The 17385-nt window shown below is 71.9% G+C and carries 16 protein-coding genes; 11 read left to right on the top strand and 5 right to left on the bottom strand.

Annotated elements, in window-relative coordinates:
- Window positions 1-9 precede the first annotated feature (9 nt).
- The 6 genes from ACZ4YY_RS05075 (at window position 10) to pssA (ending at window position 6412) form a co-directional block, all read left to right on the top strand.
- Window positions 10-2058 (top strand): protein meaA, encoded by a 2049-nt coding sequence (locus ACZ4YY_RS05075; RefSeq protein ID WP_468283937.1) that lies wholly within the window; start codon window positions 10-12, stop codon window positions 2056-2058.
- Window positions 2055-3017 (top strand): HpcH/HpaI aldolase/citrate lyase family protein, encoded by a 963-nt coding sequence (locus tag ACZ4YY_RS05070; protein WP_468283935.1) that lies wholly within the window; start codon window positions 2055-2057, stop codon window positions 3015-3017. Before ACZ4YY_RS05075 ends, ACZ4YY_RS05070 begins: the two co-directional genes overlap by 4 nt.
- Window positions 3018-3022: 5 nt before the next feature.
- Window positions 3023-3535 carry a MaoC family dehydratase gene (locus ACZ4YY_RS05065; protein WP_062716551.1) on the top strand — a complete coding sequence of 171 codons (513 nt, stop codon included), beginning with the start codon at window positions 3023-3025 and terminating at the stop codon, window positions 3533-3535.
- 3 nt (window positions 3536-3538) lie between these two features.
- A complete protein-coding gene (locus ACZ4YY_RS05060; protein ID WP_468283933.1) occupies window positions 3539-4744 on the top strand; it encodes an acyl-CoA dehydrogenase family protein in 1206 nt (401 codons plus the stop codon).
- A 170-nt stretch (window positions 4745-4914) separates the two neighbouring features.
- Window positions 4915-5571, top strand: a complete 657-nt coding sequence (locus ACZ4YY_RS05055; protein ID WP_468283931.1) for a phosphatidylserine decarboxylase — start codon at window positions 4915-4917, stop codon at window positions 5569-5571.
- 22 nt (window positions 5572-5593) lie between these two features.
- The gene (pssA, locus tag ACZ4YY_RS05050; protein ID WP_468284356.1) at window positions 5594-6412 is read left to right on the top strand and encodes a CDP-diacylglycerol--serine O-phosphatidyltransferase; all 819 of its coding nucleotides are present in this window, start codon (window positions 5594-5596) and stop codon (window positions 6410-6412) included.
- A gap of 272 nt (window positions 6413-6684) precedes the next feature.
- Here the strand turns inward: pssA and ACZ4YY_RS05045 are convergent, their stop codons facing one another.
- Window positions 6685-7836 (bottom strand): glycerate kinase, encoded by a 1152-nt coding sequence (locus ACZ4YY_RS05045; RefSeq protein ID WP_468283929.1) that lies wholly within the window; start codon window positions 7834-7836, stop codon window positions 6685-6687.
- Window positions 7837-7974: 138 nt separating this feature from the next.
- Here ACZ4YY_RS05045 and ACZ4YY_RS05040 point away from each other — a divergent pair, with 138 nt between their 5' ends.
- The 4 genes from ACZ4YY_RS05040 to ACZ4YY_RS05025 all read left to right on the top strand — a co-directional run bounded on the left by ACZ4YY_RS05040 (window position 7975) and on the right by ACZ4YY_RS05025 (window position 11276).
- Window positions 7975-9051, top strand: a complete 1077-nt coding sequence (locus tag ACZ4YY_RS05040; RefSeq protein ID WP_468283927.1) for an ADP-ribosylglycohydrolase family protein — start codon at window positions 7975-7977, stop codon at window positions 9049-9051.
- Window positions 9052-9116: 65 nt separating this feature from the next.
- Window positions 9117-9614 carry an NUDIX domain-containing protein gene (locus ACZ4YY_RS05035; RefSeq protein ID WP_468283925.1) on the top strand — a complete coding sequence of 166 codons (498 nt, stop codon included), beginning with the start codon at window positions 9117-9119 and terminating at the stop codon, window positions 9612-9614.
- A gap of 500 nt (window positions 9615-10114) precedes the next feature.
- The gene (locus ACZ4YY_RS05030; RefSeq protein WP_468284354.1) at window positions 10115-10858 is read left to right on the top strand and encodes an SIR2 family NAD-dependent protein deacylase; all 744 of its coding nucleotides are present in this window, start codon (window positions 10115-10117) and stop codon (window positions 10856-10858) included.
- A 31-nt stretch (window positions 10859-10889) separates the two neighbouring features.
- Window positions 10890-11276 carry a hypothetical protein gene (locus tag ACZ4YY_RS05025; RefSeq protein ID WP_468283923.1) on the top strand — a complete coding sequence of 129 codons (387 nt, stop codon included), beginning with the start codon at window positions 10890-10892 and terminating at the stop codon, window positions 11274-11276.
- A gap of 20 nt (window positions 11277-11296) precedes the next feature.
- Here the strand turns inward: ACZ4YY_RS05025 and ACZ4YY_RS05020 are convergent, their stop codons facing one another.
- From ACZ4YY_RS05020 to ACZ4YY_RS05010, 3 genes are all read right to left on the bottom strand, one after another.
- Window positions 11297-11788: a methylated-DNA--[protein]-cysteine S-methyltransferase gene (locus ACZ4YY_RS05020; RefSeq protein ID WP_468283921.1), complete on the bottom strand. Its 492-nt coding sequence runs from the start codon at window positions 11786-11788 to the stop codon at window positions 11297-11299.
- 9 nt (window positions 11789-11797) lie between these two features.
- A complete protein-coding gene (locus ACZ4YY_RS05015; RefSeq protein ID WP_468284352.1) occupies window positions 11798-13273 on the bottom strand; it encodes an AlkA N-terminal domain-containing protein in 1476 nt (491 codons plus the stop codon).
- 121 nt (window positions 13274-13394) lie between these two features.
- Complete coding sequence (locus ACZ4YY_RS05010) at window positions 13395-15338, bottom strand: heavy metal translocating P-type ATPase (protein ID WP_468283919.1); 1944 nt, start codon at window positions 15336-15338, stop codon at window positions 13395-13397.
- A gap of 34 nt (window positions 15339-15372) precedes the next feature.
- Here ACZ4YY_RS05010 and ACZ4YY_RS05005 point away from each other — a divergent pair, with 34 nt between their 5' ends.
- Entirely contained in the window at window positions 15373-15735 is a 363-nt protein-coding gene (locus ACZ4YY_RS05005; protein ID WP_468283917.1) for an ArsR/SmtB family transcription factor, read from the top strand.
- 205 nt (window positions 15736-15940) lie between these two features.
- Here ACZ4YY_RS05005 and lpdA read toward each other — a convergent pair whose 3' ends face one another.
- The gene (gene lpdA / locus ACZ4YY_RS05000) at window positions 15941-17353 is read right to left on the bottom strand and encodes a dihydrolipoyl dehydrogenase (RefSeq protein ID WP_468283915.1); all 1413 of its coding nucleotides are present in this window, start codon (window positions 17351-17353) and stop codon (window positions 15941-15943) included.
- Window positions 17354-17385 lie beyond the last annotated feature (32 nt).

Below are 17385 nucleotides of genomic sequence, written 5' to 3'. Positions count from 1 at the left end.
GAGCGCCGCATGACTGAGCGTCAGCCCGCCCGAGGCAGCAGGGAGAAGGACCGGCCGTGGCTCATGCGGACCTACGCCGGTCACTCCACCGCCGAGGCGTCCAACGAGCTGTACCGGCGCAACCTCGCCAAGGGCCAGACGGGTCTGTCGGTGGCGTTCGACCTGCCGACGCAGACCGGCTACGACTCCGACCACGTCCTCGCCCGCGGCGAGGTCGGCCGGGTCGGCGTGCCCGTCGCGCACGTCGGTGACATGCGCCGGCTGTTCCAGGACATCCCCCTGGAGCAGATGAACACCTCGATGACCATCAATGCCACGGCCATGTGGCTGCTGGCGCTCTACCAGGTCGTCGCCGAGGAGCAGGGCGCGGACATCTCCCGGCTCCAGGGCACGACCCAGAACGACATCGTCAAGGAGTACCTGTCCCGGGGCACCCACGTGTTCCCGCCGGGACCCTCGCTCCGCCTGACGACGGACATGATCGCGTACACGGTCTCCCACCTGCCGAAGTGGAACCCGATCAACATCTGCAGCTACCACCTGCAGGAGGCGGGCGCCACGCCGGTCCAGGAGATCGCGTACGCGATGTCCACCGCCATCGCCGTCCTCGACGCCGTCCGCGACTCCGGCCAGGTGCCGCAGGAGCGCATGGGCGACGTCGTCGGCCGTATCTCCTTCTTCGTCAACGCGGGCGTCCGCTTCGTCGAGGAGATGTGCAAGATGCGCGCCTTCGGCCGCATCTGGGACCGCATCACCCGGGAGCGGTACGGCATCCAGGACCCCAAGCACCGCCGCTTCCGCTACGGCGTCCAGGTCAACTCGCTCGGCCTGACCGAGGCGCAGCCGGAGAACAACGTCCAGCGGATCGTGCTCGAGATGCTGGCCGTCACCCTCTCCAAGGACGCCCGCGCGCGTGCCGTGCAGCTCCCCGCCTGGAACGAGGCGCTCGGACTGCCCCGCCCCTGGGACCAGCAGTGGTCGCTGCGCATCCAGCAGGTGCTCGCCCACGAGAGCGACCTGCTGGAGTACGACGACATCTTCGAGGGGTCGAAGGTGATCGAGACCAAGGTGGGCGAGCTGGTCGAGGAGTCGCTCGCGGAGATCGAGCGGATCCAGGAGATGGGCGGTGCGATGGCCGCCGTCGAGTCCGGCTACCTCAAGGCGCAGCTCGTCGCCTCGCACGCGGAGCGCCGGGCCCGCATCGAGTCCGGCCGGGAGAAGATCGTCGGCGTCAACGTCTTCGAGACGACCGAACCGAACCCCCTCACCGCCGACCTGGACACCGCCATCCAGACGGTGGACCCGGCCGTCGAGGCCCGCGTCATCGCCGCCCTCCAGCAGTGGCGGGACACCCGCTACCAGCCGCCGTTCAACCATCCGCGCCCCTGCAAGGCGCTGGAGAGGCTGAAGGAGGCCGCCAAGGGCACCGACAACCTCATGGAGGCGACCCTGGAGTGCGCCCGCGCCGGGGTGACGACCGGCGAGTGGGCGGGGGCCCTGCGCGAGGTGTTCGGCGAGTTCCGGGCGCCCACGGGGGTCTCTTCCGCCCCGGTCGCCGTGGCCCCCGAGGAGGGTTCGGCCCTGTCCGAGGTGCGCCGCAGGGTCGAGGCGACGGCCGCCGACCTCGGTGTCGGCAAGCTGCGCTTCCTGGTCGGCAAGCCGGGCCTGGACGGACACTCCAACGGTGCCGAGCAGATCGCCGTCCGCGCGCGGGACGCCGGCTTCGAGGTGGTCTACCAGGGCATCCGGCTCACCCCGGAGCAGATCGTGGACGCGGCCCTCGCGGAGGACGTGCACGCGGTCGGCCTGTCCATCCTCTCCGGCTCGCACGCCCAGCTCGTGCCGGACGTCCTGGAGCGGCTGCGGGAGGCCGGCGCCGCCGACATCCCGGTGGTCGCCGGCGGGATCATCCCGAACGGTGACGCCGAGCAGCTCAGGGCCGCCGGAGTGGCCGCCGTCTTCACCCCGAAGGACTTCGACATCACCGGGATCATCGGCCGTATCGTCGACGAGATCCGGAAAGCGAACAAGCTCGACCCCCTGGAGGTCCCCGCATGACGACCGTCAACCGCCTTCGCCCCCGGCGTTCCTGTCTGGCCGTACCGGGCTCGAACCCCCGCTTCCTGGAGAAGGCGCAGGGCCTCCCCGCCGACCAGGTCTTCCTGGACCTGGAGGACGCGTGCGCGCCGCTCGCCAAGCCCGAGGCGCGGCACACCATCGTCAAGTTCCTCAACGAGGGCGACTGGACGGGCAAGACGCGCGTCGTGCGGGTCAACGACTGGACGACCGAGTGGACGTACCGTGACGTCGTGACCGTCGTCGAGGGTGCGGGCCCGAACCTCGACTGCATCATGCTGCCGAAGGTCCAGGACGCCCAGCAGGTGGTCGCCCTGGACCTGCTGCTGACGCAGATCGAGAAGACCATGGGCTTCGAGGTCGGCCGGATCGGCATCGAGGCCCAGATCGAGAACGCGCAGGGCCTGAACAACGTCAACGCGATCGCGCAGGCCTCCCCGCGCGTCGAGACGATCATCTTCGGCCCGGCCGACTTCATGGCGTCGATCAACATGAAGTCGCTGGTCGTGGGCGAGCAGCCGCCCGGCTACCCGGCGGACGCCTACCACTACATCCTGATGAAGATCCTGATGGCCGCCCGCGCCAACAACCTCCAGGCGATCGACGGCCCCTACCTGCAGATCCGCAACGTCGACGGCTACCGCGAGGTCGCGCGGCGCGCCGCCGCCCTCGGCTTCGACGGCAAGTGGGTACTGCACCCGGGCCAGGTCGAGGCGTCCAACGAGATCTTCTCGCCGTCGCAGGAGGACTACGACCACGCCGAGCTGATCCTGGACGCGTACGACTACTACACGTCCGAGGCGGGCGGCAAGAAGGGCTCGGCGATGCTCGGCGACGAGATGATCGACGAGGCCAGCCGCAAGATGGCCCTGGTCATCTCCGGCAAGGGACGCGCCGCCGGCATGCAGCGCACGAGCAAGTTCGAGATCCCGGAGGCGTGACGGCGATGCAGTTCGGACGCACCTACGAGGAGTTCGAGGTCGGGGCGACGTACAAGCACTGGCCGGGGAAGACGGTCACGGAGTACGACGACCACCTCTTCTGTCTCCTCACCATGAACCACCACCCTCTCCACATGGACACGAACTATGCGGAGAAGACGACGGACTTCGGCAAGAACGTCGTGGTGGGCAACTACATCTACTCGCTGCTGCTCGGCATGTCCGTGCCGGACATCTCCGGCAAGGCCATCGCCAACCTGGAGATCGAGTCGCTGAAGCACGTGGCGCCGACCTTCCACGGCGACACGATCTACGGCCAGACGACGGTGCTGGACAAGTGGCCGTCGAAGTCCAAGAACGACCGCGGAATCGTCTACGTCGAGACCAAGGGCTACAAGCAGGACGGCACGCTGGTCTGCGTGTTCCGCCGCAAGGTGATGGTGCCGACCGAGACGTACATCAAGGAGCGCGGCGGCGAGCAGCCCGGCCGCCCCGAGCTGAAGCAGCAGGAGAAGTAGGCCATGGCCCGTCTCGCCCAGACCGCCGGTCTGACCGACGTCCAGCAGGAGATCCTCTCCACCGTCCGCGACTTCGTGGACAAGGAGATCATCCCGGTCGCCACCGAGCTGGAGCACCGCGACGAGTACCCGCAAGCGATCGTCGACGGCCTGAAGGAGCTGGGCCTGTTCGGCCTGATGATCCCCGAGGAGTACGGGGGTCTGGGCGAGTCGCTCCTCACGTACGCCCTCTGCGTCGAGGAGATCGCCCGCGGCTGGATGTCGGTGTCCGGCATCATCAACACGCACTTCATCGTGGCGTACATGCTCAAGCAGCACGGCACGCAGGAGCAGAAGGACCACTTCCTGCCGAGGATGGCGGCCGGCGACATCCGCGGCGCCTTCTCGATGTCGGAGCCGGGCCTGGGCTCCGATGTGTCGGCGATCACGTCCAAGGCGGTCAGGGACGGCGACGAGTACGTCCTGAACGGCCAGAAGATGTGGCTGACGAACGGCGGCACGTCCTCTCTGGTGGCCGTTCTCGTGCGCAGTGACGAAGGACACCCCGAGGGGACCGCGCCCCACAAGTCGATGACCACCTTCCTGGTCGAGAAGGAGCCGGGCTTCGGCGAGGTCCGCCCGGGCCTCACGATCCCCGGCAAGATCGACAAGATGGGCTACAAGGGTGTCGACACGACAGAGCTCATCATGGACGACCTGCGGGTTCCCGCCGACCGGGTGCTCGGCGGGGTCACCGGCCGGGGCTTCTACCACATGATGGACGGCGTGGAGGTCGGCCGCGTCAACGTCGCGGCGCGTGGCTGCGGCGTCGCCCAGCGTGCGTTCGAACTGGGCGTCCGCTACGCCCAGCAGCGCCACACCTTCGGCAAACCGATCGCCCAGCACCAGGCCATCCAGTTCAAGCTCGCCGAGATGGCTACCAAGGTCGAGGCCGCGCATGCCATGATGGTGAACGCGGCTCGCAAAAAGGACTCCGGGGAACGAAACGACCTTGAGGCTGGGATGGCGAAGTACCTCGCCTCCGAGTACTGCAAGGAGGTCGTGGAGGACGCCTTCCGGATCCACGGCGGCTACGGCTTCTCCAAGGAGTACGAGATCGAGCGCCTCTACCGGGAGGCCCCGATGCTGCTGATCGGTGAAGGTACCGCCGAAATCCAGAAAATGATCATCGGGCGCAGGCTGCTCGAGGAGTACCGGTTCCAGGGCTAGATGTCCGGGTTGGGGGTGTTTTCTTCGAGAAGAAGATCACACCCTGTCAACTCCGGTCGGGAACCGACTCGGCTTCCTGACTTACCCAGTTGTGGCCCCGAACCGCTACGATCGCGGAAAGCCGCCGTCCCCCGTCGAAGATGCGGCATCATCCGCTACGAAGGTCATCCATGCCCCACAGCCAAATCTCTGCACCTCGCGACAGCCTGGCCGGCGTACGCCTCGCACGCGGAGCATCGCCGTGGCTTCTGCCGACCGTCGCCACCGCAGCCGTCAGCCTGCTCCGCGCCCGCCGCTCGGGCGCCGCCAAGGCCGTCGCCGTACCCGCCACCGCTCTCGCGGCGGGCATGCTGTGGTTCTTCCGCGACCCCGAGCGCGAGATCGCTCAGGGCCGGGTCATCTCCCCCGCCGACGGTGTGGTGCAGAGCATCATGCCGTGGAAGGACGGGCGCACCCGGGTCGCGATCTTCATGAGCCCGCTCAACGTCCACGTCAACCGCGCGCCGCTCTCCGGCACGGTGACCTCCGTCGAGCACATCCCCGGCGGGTTCGTACCGGCGTTCAACAAGGAGAGCGAGAACAACGAGCGCGTCGTCTGGCACTTCGACACCGAACTCGGCGACATCGAGATGATCCAGATCGCCGGCGCCGTCGCCCGACGCATCGTCCCCTACATCCCGCAGGGCACGAAGGTCGAGCAGGGCGAGCGGATCGGTCTGATCCGCTTCGGCTCGCGCGTCGACATCTACCTGCCGGAGGGTGTGGAGGTCGCCGTCGAGGTGGGGCAGAAGACCGTGGCTGGGGTGACTCGCATTGACCGTGATTGACCCGGAGACCCAGGCGGGCTGGGTGCCCGAAGCCGACGAGGTGGACGAAGAAGAGGAGATGCCCCTCTCCCTCCGCCTGTCGATAGCGGACACCCTCACCCTCGGCAACGCCACGTGCGGCTTCATGGCGGTGTACTTCACCACCACCGGCATCCTGATCCCGCACATCACCGGCAGCCAGGAGTCCGGCATGGCCCGCCACAGCGCGGCCACGGCGGTCATCCTGATGCTGTGCGCGGCGGTCTTCGACCTCTTCGACGGCCTGGTCGCGAGGAAGCTGCGCTCCTCCCCCATGGGCGCGGAGCTGGACAACCTCTCCGACCTGATCAGCTTCGGGCTGGCACCGGCGTACTTCGTCCTGGTCTACGGCATGGTCGCCAACGACGCGCACCAACGGGTGGCGGCGCTCGGCGCGATCGTCGTTCTGCTGGCGGTCGTGCTGAGACTCGCACGGTTCTCCTGCGTGACCCTGAAGGACGGCATGTTCCAGGGCATGCCCTCACCGTTCGGCGCGTTGACGGTCGTCTCGATCGTGCTGCTGGAGCTGCCCTTCGAGGCGACGCTCCTCGCCATCCTGGGCACCGCCTGGCTGATGGTGAGCCGGGTGGAATACCCGAAGCCGCGGGGGCGCCTCGCCGGCGCGATGCTCTGCTGGATCGTGCTGTCGATGGGGCTGCTGGCCGCCTGGGCGTTCGACGCCCCGAGCGGCGAGCTGCTCCTGCAGGCGGGCTGCGCCCTGCAGCTGGTCATGGGCGCCGTCATCCCGCTGTTCGCCACGGCCCGCCGGGTGAACAACTTCCGCGACAACCGGCGGGAGGCGCGGGCGGCGCAGCTGCCGTAGCGCTCCGCCGAGTGGGGCCCCGGACCTGGATGGGTCCGGGGCCTTCTCTGTGTCCGGGACCCTCGCTGTGTCCGGGGCCCGGCGGCCGACGCGGACCGGACCGGGGGCTGGCCCCCGACCCCCGGGCCTCCGCCCACCCGCCACCCGACTTCGTACGCCGAAAGGCGGAGCCCGTGCCGGCCGGCCCCTCGGCGATCACGGACGAGGCCTGATCGGCCGAGGGCGCCGAGGGGGCGGCGGGGCGGGGGACTCTCGGTGCCGTCGTCTTCGGCTCAGCTCAGGAAGTCGCGGCCGATCCGTTCGGCCGCGCGTTCCAGGATCGGGCCCGCGTCCGCGATGCACTTCGCGACGTCCGGCTCGATCTCCGTCAGGGGGTAGGCGCGCCGGATGCCGGCCCGGCCCAGGGCCTCCGGCGGCAGGGCGAGCCGCCCGCACACCGCGACGACCTCCTTGCCGGCCGCGCGGGCGGCCGCGGCGACGCCCGCGGGGGCCTTTCCGTGCAGGGTCTGCTCGTCGAGAGACCCCTCGCCGGTGATGACCAGGGAGGCCCGCTCCAGCGCCGGTGCGAAGCCCAGCACGTCGAGCATGACGTCGATCCCGGCCCGGAAGCGGGCGCCGAGCAGCAGCGCGCCGTAGCCGATCCCGCCCGCCGCGCCCGCGCCGGGCGCGGCGGCGAACTCCGCGGCCCGCGCTCCGACGGCCGTCTCCAGGACCTTCGCGTAGTGGGTGAGCGCCGCGTCCAGCGTCTCGACGTCGTCCGGCGAGGCGCCCTTCTGCGGCCCGTACACCGCCGACGCGCCCTTGGGGCCGGTCAGCGGGTTGTCGACGTCGCTGGCGAGCACGAGTTCCACCTCGGACAGCCGCGGGTCCAGGCCCGTGAGGTCCGCGCGGGCCAGCCCCGCGAGGCCGTCGCCGCCCGGGGCGACCGGCTCGCCCGCCTCGTCCAGCAGGCGCGCGCCGAGCGCGGACAGCATGCCCGCGCCGCCGTCGGTGGTCGCGCTGCCCCCGACGCCGAACACGATCGTGCGCACACCCGCGTCCAGCGCGGCGCGCAGCAGCTCGCCCGAGCCGTACGTGGACGCCGTGAGGGGCGCGAAGAGCCCTGCGGGGAGCCGTTGCAGGCCGCTCGCCTCCGCCATCTCGACGACCGCGGTGTCGCCGCGCAGCGCGAACGCGGCGGTGACCTCCTGCCCGAGGGGCCCGGCGACGCGCACCTCCCGGCGTTCGAAGCCGGCCGCGACCGCCGCGTCGACGGTGCCGTCGCCGCCGTCGGCGACCGGGAGGGCCTCGACCTCGACGTCCGGCACGGCCCGGCGCAGTCCCGCCGTCACCCGCTCGGCGACCTGTACGGCCGTCAGCGACCCCTTGAACTTGTCCGCGGCCACGAGCACCCTGCGGGTGCCCTGCGCTGCAGCGTCCGCCACCTTGCCATCCCCTTGCTCTCCGGGCCCCGCACAGGTCGGGGCCGGTCGCGCCGCAGTGACCTTAACCGGAGGACGCCCCCGCCGTCATGCCCCGTCCGGACCCCGGGCGTCCGCCGCCGGAATGGGTACACCGCAACCATGACCCCTGTGGGCACCGAGACAGAGTTCGCCGACCGCGTCCTCGGGGGCTGGCTCGGCCGGATCGCCGGCAACATGCTGGGCAAACCGGTCGAGCAGGGCGACCTGTGGACGCGGGACACCATCGACCGCTACCTGCGGCGGGCCGCGGCCCTGCCGCTCACCGACTACCTGCCCGAACCGGCCGCCGGGGACGACGGTCCGCCGCTGCGCCCGGAGTGGCGCCAGTGCGTGCGCGGCCGTATCGACGGCAGCTGCCGCGACGACGACATCGACTACGCCATCCTCGGCCTGGACCTCCTGGAGACGCACGGCTTCGCCTTCACCACCGAGCAGGTCGGCGAGCTGTGGCTGCTGCGCCTGCCGTACCTGCAGACCTTCACGGCGGAGCGGGCGGCCTACCGCAACCTCGCCGACGGCCTCAAGCCGCCGCTGACGGCGACCTACGAGAACCCCTACCAGGAGTGGATCGGCGCCCTGATCCGCGCCGACATCTACGGCTGGACCTGCCCGGGCGCCCCGCGCCGCGCCGCCTCGCTGGCCCGCCGGGACGCGGTGCTCTCCCACACCGGCAACGGTGTGTACGGCGCCATGTGGGCGGCCGCGCTGATCTCGGCGGCGTTCACGGCGCCGACCGTGCGGCAGGCCGTGGAGGAGGCGCTGCTGGTGATCCCGGCGAGCAGCCGTCTGGCCCGGACCGTCCGCCGCGTCGTCTCCCTCCACGACACCCGCATGACGTGGGAGGACACGTTGACGACGGTCGCGCAGGAGACGGCCGGCCTGGGCTGGATCCACAGCGTCCCGAACGCCGCCGTCCTGACCGCCGGGCTCCTCTACGGCGACGGCGACTTCACCCGGACCATCTCCCTCACCGTCCGCGGCGGCCTGGACACCGACTCCAACGGCGCGACGGCCGGGTCGGTGGCCGGCGTCCTCACGGGGGCGCAGGCGATCCCCGTCCAGTGGACGGAGCCCCTGCGGGACACGGTGCGCAGCGCGGTGTTCGGTTTCGACGGGGTGCGGATCAGCGAGCTGGCGGAGCGGACGGTGCGGCTGGTGGGGGCGGACGTGGGCTGATCATGCCCGGTCCGTGCTTCCGTGCACTCCGGACTGCGGGCGCGCAAGCTGGTTACCCTGCCCAGGTGAGCACTGCTGAGACTGACTTCGCCGCCTACATCGCCTCCCTGCCCCGCGTCCTGGCCGGCGCCGCCGCGCTGTTCCGTGACGCCGAGGGGCGGGTGCTGCTCGTCGAGCCGAACTACCGCGAGGGGTGGGCGCTCCCGGGCGGCACGATCGAGTCCGACGACGGCGAGAGCCCGCGTCAGGGCGCGCGCCGGGAGACACTCGAGGAGATCGGCCTCGACCGCGAGCCGGGCCGGCTCCTCGCGGTGGACTGGGTCCCCGGACCGGGGCGGCCGCCGTTGGTGGCGTACGTGTACGACGGCGGGGTCCTGGACGAGGAGGACCTCAAGGCGATCCGGTTGCAGGAGGAGGAGCTGCTGTCCTGGCGGCTGGTGCCGCGCGAGGAACTCACCGAGTACCTGCTGGGCGGACTGGGCCGGCGGGTACTGGCCGCGCTGGACGTGCTGGCGGAGGGAGCGGGCACGGCGGAACTGGAGAACGGCGTGCGGGTGGCCTGACCGCCGGAGCGGGAGACCGGCGGCGGGGGCCTGGTCGGCTGAGGGGAAGACCGGCGTGCGGGTGGCTTCACCGCCGGAGCGGAAGCCCGGTGTGCGAGGTGCCCTGACCCGCCGGGCGGGACCGGCCTGCGAGGTCACCCGACCGGCCCCGGCTGCGACCGGCGTGCGGCTGGGCCTGGCCGCCGGGCTCCCACCGGTGCTCGCCGCCGCCCGTGGTCCCTCAGCGCTGCGTGTCGCGCGCCCTGGCGTCCACGCCGGGCAGTGCCTCGTCGCGGGTGGTGGTGGCTGCCCTCCGTGCGGCGACCGCGTGCGATGTGCTCGCGGAGGACGAGTTCGACGGCGTCCTGCGGGTCGTCCACGCCCGTGAGCACCATGGCCTCGACGACGGGTTCGGCGTCGAGGGAGATGTTGACCTCGGCCATGGCGGGGCGGGCGGCACCGGGCCGGCCCGTTCGATATGTGTTCGCGCGGGCCGGATCGGCCGTCCTACTCTCGGTGACATGACCAAGCCCCTCGTCGCCGTCCTCAGCGGGGCCGGTGTGTCCACGGACTCCGGCATCCCCGACTACCGTGGCCCCAACGGGTTGTGGCGGCGCGACCCGGAGGCCGAGAAGCTCGTCACGTACGCGCCCTACATGGGCGATCCGGAGATACGGCGGCGGTCCTGGCGGATGCGGCGCGCGCAGCAGGCGCTGCGGGCCGAGCCGAACGCCGCGCACCGGGCGATCGTCTCGCTGGAGCGGTCCGGGGTGCCGGTGCGGGTGATCACCCAGAACGTCGACGGGCTGCACCAGATGGCCGGGATGCCCGCCCGCAAGGTCCTCGAACTGCACGGCACGGCGCGCGGCGTGGTGTGCACGCGATGCTCCGCGCGCACGTCGATGGAGGACGCGCTGGCCCGGGTCGAGGCCGGGGAGGACGACCCGCCGTGCCGGGAGTGCGGCGGGATCCTGAAGGCGGCGACGGTGATGTTCGGCGAGCGGCTCGACCCGGTGGTGCTGGGCCAGGCCGTCGCCATCACCCAGGCCTGCCAGGTGTTCATCGCCGTGGGCACCAGCCTCCAGGTGCAGCCGGCGGCGGGCCTCGCGGGCATCGCCGCCGAACACGGTGCGCGGCTCGTCATTGTCAACGCCGAGCCGACGCCGTACGACGACCTCGCGGACGAGGTCGTCCGGGAGCCGATCGGCACCGCCCTGCCGGCGCTGCTGGAGCGGCTGGGCGAGGAGGGCGGACCGGCGCGATGACCGGCCCGGCGCTTCCGGATGAGGACCTCGGGTGTCGCGGCGGGTCCTCGCCGTGCCGTTGGCCCTGCTCACGCTCGTCGCCGCGTTCTTCTGCCAGGTCGCCCTGACGATCCGCCCGAGAGGGCCGTGGGACGACGGCGCGTATGCCGCCGTCGTCCTGGCCTGTCTGCTCGCCGTCGGGGCGTCCGGTACGGCGACGGCGTTGTGGCTGCTGCCGTCGGTGCGGCGGGCGACGGGGTGGAGGTGGATCGCTCCCGTCTGGGTGCTGGGCGTGGTCGCCGGCGTGCGGTGGGCGTGCGTCGAACAGGGCGTGTTTCGAGAGTGGCGTCGTCCGCCCCGCGGGCCGGACGGGACGTTCGAAACACGCCCCGGGGGCCCGTCCCTCGGATCACGCCGCAGGCGCGGGCCCCGGCGCTGACCACCGCCGTCGCGTTCGCGTCAGAACAGGGCCGCCTCGGTCCTTCCGCTCTCGAAGTCCAGCAGGCGCTGCTTGCGGGCCAGGCCGCCGCCGTAGCCGGTGAGGCTGCCGCTCGCGCCGATCACGCGGTGGCAGGGGACGATGATGCCGATCGGGTTCTTGCCGTTGGCGAGGCCCACGGCCCGGGAGGCGGTGGGGTTGCCGAGGGCCTCGGCGAGTTCGCCGTAGGAACGGGTCTCGCCGTAGGGGATCCTCCGGAGCTCGGCCCAGACCGTGCGCTGGAACGGCGTTCCGTGCAGGCGCAGTTCGAGGGTGAAGTCCTTCAACTCACCCGCGAAGTAGGCCTCGAGTTGTTCCTCCACCTCCGCGAAGAGGCTGTCGTCGCGGGGGCCGAAGCTCTCCTCCGGCGGACGGTGGCGCTGCTCGGTCATGTAGAGGCCGCACAGGACGCCGTCGTCGGCGACGAGCGTGAGGGGGCCGTACGGGCTGTCGATGACGGTGTGCTGCTTCACGGATTTTCCTCACACGGGCAGGAAGTTGATCGGGTGGCTGTCGGTCGCCCACAGGTACTGCACCGCGTACGCCCGCCAGGGGCGCCAGGCGGCCGCCCGGGCAGTGAGGGCGGCCGGGGTGGACGGCAGGCCCAGCTCCTGGGCCGCGCGCCGGATGCCGAGGTCGGTGGGGAGGAAGGCGTCGGGGTCGCCGAGGGCCCGCATCGCGATGACGTCGACCGTCCAGGGGCCGAAGCCCGGAAGGGCGAGGAGCCGGGCGCGGGCCTCGGCCCAGTCGCTCTCCACCCCCAGGTGCAGGCTGCCGTCGGCGAGTTGGGAGACGAGAGTGGTGAAGGTGGCGCGGCGGGTGCGGGGCATCGCCAGGGACTCTGGGTCGAGCGCGGCGAGCCGGCCGGGGGTGGGGAAGAGGTGGGTGAGGCCGCCCTCCGGGTCCTCGACCGGGTCGCCGTGCGCGGTGACCAGTCGGGCGGCGTGGGTGCGGGCCGCCGCCGTGGAGACCTGCTGGCCGAGGACGGCGCGGACGGCGAACTCGGCCTCGTCCACGGTGCGGGGCACGCGACGGCCCGGCGCCTTGTCGACCAGCGGCGCGAGCAGCGGGTCGGTGCGCAGCTGGTCGTCGATGGCCGTCGGGTCGGCGTCCAGGTCGAGCATGCGACGGCAGCGGCTGATGGCCACGGTGAGGTCGCGCAGGTCGCTGAGGGTGAGGCGGCAGCCGATGTGGTCGGGGTTCGGGGTGAGCGCCACGATGCCGTGCCCGTAGGGCAGCCTCAGTGTGCGCCGAAAGGCGCCGTCCCGCCACTCCTCCACTCCCGGCACGCCCGTCGCCGCGAGGTGGCCGAAGAGGTTGTCGGGGTTGAGGGGGGCGCGGAACGGCAGCCGCAGTTGGATGGTCCCCGGTGCCGCGGGACGGCCGGGGCTCTGCTTGGGGACGCGGGCGCGCAGCTCGCTCGGGGCGAGCGCGAACACCTCGCGCACCGTGTCGTTGAAGGTGCGGATCGAGGCGAAGCCGGCGGCGAACGCCACGTCCGCCATGGGCAGTTCGGTGGTCTCGATGAGCAGCCGTGCGGTCTGGGCGCGCTGGGCGCGGGCCAGGGCGAGCGGGCCGGCGCCGAGTTCGGCGAGGAGCTGGCGTTCGACCTGGCGGGTGCTGTAGCCGAGGCGGGCGGCCAGGCCCGGCACGCCGTCGCGGTCGACGACTCCGTCGGCGATCAGCCGCATGGCGCGGGCGACGAGGTCGGCGCGCTGGTTCCACTCCGGGGAGCCGGGGCTGGTGTCGGGCCGGCAGCGCTTGCAGGCGCGGAAGCCGGCCTGCTGGCAGGCCGCGGCACTCGGCTGGAACGTCATGTTCTCCGGCTTGGGCGCCACGACCGGGCAGCTCGGCCGGCAGTAGATGCCGGTGGTCAGGACCGCCGTGAAGAACCATCCGTCGAACCGTGCGTCCTTGGACTGCACGGCGCGCACACAGCGCTCCCGGTCGGTGTACATCCCGTTCTGCATGCGTCCAGCATCGACCACCGGCCGAGCGGGTGCTAGCGGGAATCCGACATCAACCTCCCGTGTCCAGCGGCCCCGCCGATCACCTGTTCGTACGGGCCCGTCCGGCGGGTCACTGCCGCCAGGCGCGCTCGCGCAGCAGCCGCAGTCCGTTCAGCCCGACCAGGACGGTCGATCCCTCGTGACCGGCCACTCCGAGCGGGAGGGGCAGGTGGCCGAGGAGGTCCCACAGGACGAGGCCGGTGATGAAGGTACCGGCGATCACCAGGTTCTGCACCACCAGCCGACGGGCCCGGCGGGAGAGCCGCACGACCGCGGGGACGGCGCTGAGGTCGTCGCGCACGACGACGGCGTCCGCCGTCTCCAGGGCCAGGTCCGAGCCGGCCCGGCCCATCGCCAGCCCGGAGTGGGCCGCCGCGAGGGCGGGCGCGTCATTGACGCCGTCCCCGACGAACAGCACCTTGCGGCCCGCGCGGTGCAGGTCGCGCACGGCGTCCACCTTGCCCTCGGGCAGGAGTTCCGCCCGCACGTCCGTGATGCCGGTGGCCTCGGCGACCCGAGCGGCCGCCTGCGCGTTGTCGCCGGTGAGGAGGACGGGGCCGGTGCCGATGAGGGCGGCCAGCGCGGCGGTGGCCTCGGGGGCGGCCGGGCGGAGGCGGTCGGTGAGGGTGAGGGTGCCCACGGGCGTGCCGTCGGCCCGCACCAGGACGACGGTGCCGGCGCCGCCGAGGGCCCGGGCGCGTTCGGTGTCGGCGCGGCCGACGCTCACCTCGCGGCCCTCGACGGTCGCCGTGACGCCGCGGCCGGGCGTGGCGGTGAAGTCGGCGGCGGGCGGGATCCGCAGGCCCCGCGCCCGTGCCGCTGCCACGACGGCGCGGGCCAGCGGGTGCTCGCTGGGGTGTTCGGCGGCGGCGGCCAGGGCGAGGAGGGCGTCCTCGTCGAGGCCGGAGCCGGGCAGCGGGCTGACGTCCGTGACCTCGGGCGCGCCCTCGGTGAGGGTGCCGGTCTTGTCGAGGGCGGCGGTGTCGATCTCGCCGAGGCGCTCCATGGCCACCGCCGACTTGACCAGGACGCCGTGCCGGCCGGCGGTGGCGATGGCGGACAGCAGCGGCGGCATGGTGGCGAGGACGACCGCGCAGGGGGAGGCGACGATCATGAAGGTCATGGCGCGCAGCAGGGCGTCGGTGAGGTCGGCGCCGAAGGCGAGGGGCACGCCGAAGACGGCGAGGGTGGCGGCCACGACGGCGACGGCGTAGCGCTGTTCGATCTTCTCGATGAACAGCTGGGTCGGCGCCTTGGTGCGGGAGGCCTCCTCGACGAGGGTGACGATGCGGGCGATGACGGAGTCGGCGGGGTCGCGTTCGACGCGGACGCGGAGGGCTCCGGTGCCGTTCAGGGTGCCGGCGTAGACCTCGTCGCCGGGGCGTTTGACGACGGGCAGGGGTTCGCCGGTGATGGTCGCCTGGTCGGCCTCGCTGACGCCGTCCTCGACCCGGCCGTCGGCGCCGATGCGCTCGCCGGGGCGGACCAACAGCAGGTCGCCGACGGCGAGTTCGGTGGCGGGGACGGTCTCCTCGCCGTCGGCGGTGAGGCGGGTGGCGGTGTCGGGGGCGAGGTCGAGCAGGCCGCGCACGGAGTCGGCGGTGCGGGCGGTGGCCAGGGCCTCCAGGGCGCCGGAGGTGGCGAAGATGACGATGAGGAGGGCTCCGTCGAGGACCTGGCCGATCGCGGCGGCGCCGAGCGCCGCGACGATCATCAGCAGGTCGACGTCGAGGGTTTTCTCGCGCAGCGCCCGCAGGCCTTCGAGGGCGGGCTCCCAGCCGCCGGTGACATAGGCGACCGCATACAGGATCCCGTAGACCCACGACGGTCCGCCGCCGATGTCGACGGCCAGGCCGAGCAGGAAGGCGACGGTGGCCGCGAGGGCCCAACGGGCCTCGGGCAGGGCGAGGACGCGGGTGCGGCGGCGGGGGGCCTGCGCCACGGCTGCGGCGTCCGGCGGGGAGGTGAGAATCGTGGACACCCGGCCACCATACAGGAACACATGAAGAGTCATTCATTCGTTCATGTGTGATGAGTAGGATGTCCGCATGGGTCATGGAGCCGTCACCACCACAACCGCCGAGCGGGTGCGCCTGGACGCGGGCAACGTGGCCAAGGTGGCCACCACCCTCCAGGCCCTCTCCACCCCCTCCCGGCTGCTGATCCTCGCGCGGCTGCGCGAAGGCCCGCTGCCGGCCACGGAGTTGGCCGCCGAGGTGGGCATGGAGCAGTCCGCGTGCTCGCACCAGTTGCGGCTGCTGCGCAACCTGGGACTGGTGGTGGGCGAGCGGCGCGGCCGGTCGGTCGTCTACGCCCTGCACGACCACCATGTGGCCGAACTCCTCGACCAGGCCGTGTACCACGTCGAACACCTGCGCCTGGGCATCAGCGACGCCACCGACGCCGAGTAGCGCGCCCGTCCGCCGCCCGGGGCGGCGGCGGTGTCAGCCCGCACGGTGCGGCCGGGGGGCCGGCGCACGGATCACCACAACGCCGACCGCCGCCGGGACGGTCGACCGGAACGCAGCCGGCCAGGAAGGACATCGCGCCCGCGCGGCGGCGGCGAGCGCGGCGGGACCGTTCAGGTGAACGGTCCCGCGGGTCCACCCGGACGGATCACATGTTGATCATGTGCCCGGCGAGGCCGTGGACGGCCTCCTTGACGGCCTCGCCCAGGGTCGGGTGCGCGTGGACGTTGCGGGCGACCTCGTGGACGGTGAGGTCCCACTGCTGGGCCAGGGTCAGCTCGGGCAGCAGTTCGGTGACGTCGGGGCCGATGAGGTGGCCGCCGATCAGCTCGCCGTACTTCGCGTCGCTGATGAGCTTGACGAACCCGGTCGTGTCGCCGAGGCCGTGCGACTTGCCGTTGGCGGTGAAGGGGAACTTCGCGACCTTGACGTCGTAACCGAGTTCGCGGGCCTGGGCCTCGGTGTAGCCGAAGCTGGCGATCTGCGGCTGGCAGTAGGTGGCGCGCGGGATCATCGCGTAGTCGAGTTCCATGGTCTCCGCGTCGGCGAGGGTCTCGGCCGCGATCACGCCCATCGCCTCGGCGGTGTGCGCGAGCATCAGTTTCGCGGTGACGTCGCCGATGGCGTACAGGTGCGGGACGGAGGTGCGGCAGCGGCCGTCGACGTCGATGGCACCGCGCTCGGTGACCTTCACCCCGGTGTTCTCCAGGCCGTAGCCGGTGACGTTCGGGGCGAAGCCGATCGCCTGGAGGACCTTGTCGGCCTCCAGGACCTGCCGGCTGCCGTCCTTGGCGGTGACCGTGACCCGGACCTGGGGGCCGGACTCGTCGATCGACTCCACGCGGGTCGACGTGAGCACGTCGATGCCCAGCCTGCGGTACTGACGGGCGAGTTCGGCGGAGACCTCGGCGTCCTCCAGCGGGGCGACCCGGTCCAGGAACTCGACGACGGTGACCTTCACGCCGTAGTTGTGCAGGACGTAGGCGAACTCGATGCCGATGGCGCCGGCCCCGGCGATGATCACCGACTGCGGGAGGTCCTCGGCGAGGATCTGCTCCTCGTACGTCACCACGCGGGCGCTGCGCTTGGTGCCGGGAAGCAGTTTGGGGGTGGCGCCGGTGGCGATGATGCAGTGCTCGAAGCCGATGGTGCGGGTGGTGCCCTCGTAGTCGGTCACCTGCAGGGTGTGCGGGTCGAGGAAGACGCCGCGGCCGTCGAACTCGGTGATCTTGTTCTTCTTCATCAGGTAGTGGACGCCCTTGACCCGGCCGTCGGCGACCTTGCGGCTGCGGCGGTAGGCCTCGCCGTAGTCGAAGGAGACCTCTCCGTCGACCTTGATGCCGAAGGTCTTCGCCTCGTGGGTGAGGATGTGGGCGAGTTCGGCGTTGCGCAGCAGGGCCTTGGTGGGGATGCAGCCCACGTTCAGGCAGACGCCGCCCCAGTACTTCTCCTCGACGACCGCGACGCGCTTGCCCAGCTGGGCGGCGCGGACGGCGGCCACGTAGCCGCCGGGGCCCGCGCCGAGTACGACGACGTCGAATCGCTCGTCCTGCTCGACCATGGAACGTTCCTCTTCCTTCGGCTTCGGTGGTG

Source organism: Streptomyces sp. NPDC030143 (assembly GCF_055573695.1).
Note: the sequence above shows the minus strand (reverse complement) of the source record. Positions and strands in the feature narration are given on the sequence as shown.